Origin of the sequence: Streptomyces sp. NPDC048291, assembly GCF_043201715.1 — a bacterium.
Classification (GTDB): domain Bacteria; phylum Actinomycetota; class Actinomycetes; order Streptomycetales; family Streptomycetaceae; genus Streptomyces.
This window is the reverse complement of sequence record NZ_JBICZC010000041.1, coordinates 1-2,952: the sequence shown is the minus strand read 5'-3', so window position 1 is coordinate 2,952 and position 2,952 is coordinate 1. Positions and strand designations below refer to the sequence as shown.

At 62.6% G+C, this 2,952-nt stretch carries 4 protein-coding genes; 2 read left to right on the top strand and 2 right to left on the bottom strand.

The window, feature by feature from the left end:
* A partial coding sequence (locus ACGF5O_RS49005) for an enoyl-CoA hydratase-related protein (protein ID WP_393816433.1) occupies positions 1–328 on the top strand: 328 nt, incomplete at its 5' end.
* Positions 329–333: 5 nt separating this feature from the next.
* On the opposite strand, the gene istB is transcribed toward ACGF5O_RS49005, so the two are convergent.
* Together istB and istA are read right to left on the bottom strand one after the other, a co-directional pair.
* A complete protein-coding gene (gene istB / locus ACGF5O_RS49000) occupies positions 334–1,131 on the bottom strand; it encodes an IS21-like element helper ATPase IstB (protein ID WP_059740757.1) in 798 nt (265 codons plus the stop codon).
* Positions 1,124–2,629, bottom strand: coding sequence for an IS21 family transposase (istA, locus tag ACGF5O_RS48995; RefSeq protein WP_122946716.1), 1,506 nt, complete (start codon positions 2,627–2,629; stop codon positions 1,124–1,126). The genes istB and istA overlap by 8 nt, the downstream gene beginning before the upstream one ends.
* A gap of 86 nt (positions 2,630–2,715) precedes the next feature.
* Between istA and ACGF5O_RS48990 the strand changes: the two genes are divergently transcribed.
* Positions 2,716–2,871, top strand: a complete 156-nt coding sequence (locus ACGF5O_RS48990) for a hypothetical protein (RefSeq protein WP_198113305.1) — start codon at positions 2,716–2,718, stop codon at positions 2,869–2,871.
* The last annotated feature ends 81 nt before the right edge of the window (positions 2,872–2,952 follow it).

Genomic DNA, 2,952 nt, shown 5'->3' with positions numbered 1-2,952 from the left:
GGAAGGGAACATGACAGCGCACTACAGGGTGCACGATGACGTGGCGGTTATCACGCTCGACAACCCACCGGTCAATGGGCTCGGGCACACGACACGTCTCGCCATCGTCGAGGCAATGGCCGCAGCAGCAGCCGACGCGGGTGTACGGGCCATTGTCATTACTGGGGCAGACAGCGGCTTCTCGGCCGGAGCGGACATCCGGGAATTCGGCACGCCGAAAGCAACGCAGGAACCGAGCATTCATACGGTCATACGAGCGATTGTTGATTTCCACCGAGTCTTAACCCACCGATTTCATCTAAATCTGACCCACCCCGAGACAGCGTAGTACATCTATTCCGGTGTGGATAACTCTTCGTTACCCGCTGGTTTTGCTGCTCTCTTTCTTGTCGTCTTCGCCTTGGCAGAACTGGTCCTGAAGCGCCACGATTCATTGCCCGTTTCAACGATGTGGCAGTGATGGGTGACGCGGTCCAGCAGCGCTGTCGTCATCTTTGCATCCCCGAACACGCTCGCCCACTCGCCGAAGCTGAGATTGGTCGTGATCGCGACGCTCGTGTGCTCGTAAAGCTTTGAGAGCAGATGGAACAGCAATGCACCACCGGTCTGGCTGAACGGCAGATAGCCCAGCTCATCGAGAATCACCAGATCGACGTACATCAGCTTGTGGGCGACCTGGCCTTGTTTGCCGATGGACTTCTCCTGCTCCAGGGCGTTGGTCAGCTCGACGGTCGAGAAGTAGCGCACACGCTTGCCGTGGCGCTGTACGGCTTCGATTCCGATCGCTGAGGCGAGGTGCGTCTTGCCAGTGCCCGGACCACCGATGAACACGACGTTGTGCGCGCTTTCGAGGAACGACAGCTCGCTCAGTTCGCGCACCAGCGCTTCGTCGACGTGTGCCTGCGCGAAGTCGAAGCCCTTCAGGTCGCGGTGGGCCGGGAAGCGCGCAGCGGTCATTTGATAGGCAATCGAGCGCACCTGCCGTTCGGCGGTTTCAGCCATCAACAGCTGCTTCATGAAGCGCTCCGGCTCGAAGTCCGTGTGGCGCGACTGCGCGAGCAGCTCCGGCCACGTGCTCGCCATGCCGTGCAGTTTAAGACCCTTGAGCTGGGCCGCGATATCGTTAGACATGACGATCCTCCGGTGGGTTGGCGCGCAGCGTCTCGTAACGGCTCACGTCGGCCGCGGGCTCTTCCTTGAGCTGGAGTTTCGTCGTGGCGAGGCTGCCATTCGTGACGGGCGCCTTCAGCCGGCTCAGCACGTTCAGGACGTGCTCTGCGCTGGGGCGTCCTGAATCCAGCGCAGCCTGTACGGCGAGCAGCACCGCATCGAGCCCGTGTTCGCGCACCGCAGCGAGCACCTGCGTCATGACGCGATCGCCGCCCGGGTGTTTCAGCAGATGCCGCTGCAGCAGTTGCAGCGGCTGCGGCATCGTGATGAACGGCGCGCCGTTGCGCAGTGCGCCGGGTTTGCGCTCGACCAACGTGACGTAGTGGCGCCAATCGTAGAAGGTCATGTGCCGCTCGAAGCTGCGTTCGTGGCGTGCGATCTCCTGGGCGTTGGCGACGACGCTGAGATATGCCGGATAGCAGCGCACGCTCACCAGCTGGTTCGTGTACTCGGTGGGCACGCTGTAGCGGTTGCGCTGGAAGTGAATCAGGCTGGTCGACGAGACTCGCAGGGTCTGCTCGATGTAGCCGTCAAACGGCCGTGGATTGGGCATCAGCCGGGTACGCTCGTCCTGCAGCACATCCTCGACCGTCAGCTCAGGCCACTGCGGGTGCCGCATGTGCCACGCCTCACGACACTGACCAGCGACCCATTCGTTCAGGATCTCCAGCGTTTCCCAGCGCCGTAGCGCTGCTTCGTGCCAGATCTGACGTCGCCGGTCCTGAACGTTCTTCTCGACGATGCCTTTCTCCCAGCCTGCAGCCCGGTTGCAGAACTCCGGCTCGAACAGGTAGTGACTGCACATCGCTTCGAAGCGCGCGTTGACCGCACGCTCCTTGCCGCGGCCAACCTTGTCCACGGCGGTCTTCATGTTGTCGTAGATGCCGCGCCGCGGCACGCCGCCGAACGCGGCGAACGCGCGGGCGTGCGCATCGAACAGCATCTCGTGACTCTGTGTGGGATAGGCGACGAGCCAGAACGCGCGGCTGGAGTTAAGTTTGACGTGGGCGACCTCCAGGCGTCGCCGCAGCCCGCCAATAAAAGCGTATTCGCAGCTCCAGTCAAACTGGAAGGCTTCGCCGGGTTCGAAGGCGAGCGGCACGAAGGCCTGCCTGCGAGGCGCCTCAGCCTGCTCCTCGTGCCAACGCCTCACGAACGCGCTCACCCGGCCGTAGCTGCCGGCGTAACCCTCGGCGCGGATCGCCTCGAACATGAACCGGGCGGTGCGCCGGTCACGCTTCGGGCGATGACTGTCGGCACGCAGCCAACCTGTCAGCTGTGCGGCCCAGTCGTCGATGACGCTCGGGCTGACGCGCTTCGGATACTTCGGCTCGACGGCATCAGTCTGCCGCAGCCAGCGGCGCACCGTGTTTCGGGACAGGCCCGTACGCCGCGCAATCTCGCGCAACGGGACCTTCTCGCGGAAATACATCCGCCTGATCTTGGCCAATATACCCACCGTGATCACCTTTGTATCCCCTGCTCAAAGATTGAGCAGAGCATTCAATCACGTGGGTCAAAATTCGATGAAAATTTCCAGCTCTAGTGGGTCAGTTCTGCCCGGACATCAACACCGCACTCGCCTATACCTCGCCGTGGATCGCGCCGATCGTCGGCATCGGGGCGTCCGCCGGCGCCTACATCGTGCTGCTGCAGATTGCCCGTGCGTTCACGCGCGAGCCGTCCGTCCAGGGTGAATGATTCCGCTGCACACCCGCCCGCCTCCCGAACCACAGGAATCCTCATGAAAATCATCAACGCCAGATTGCGCGGCCGTAGCGG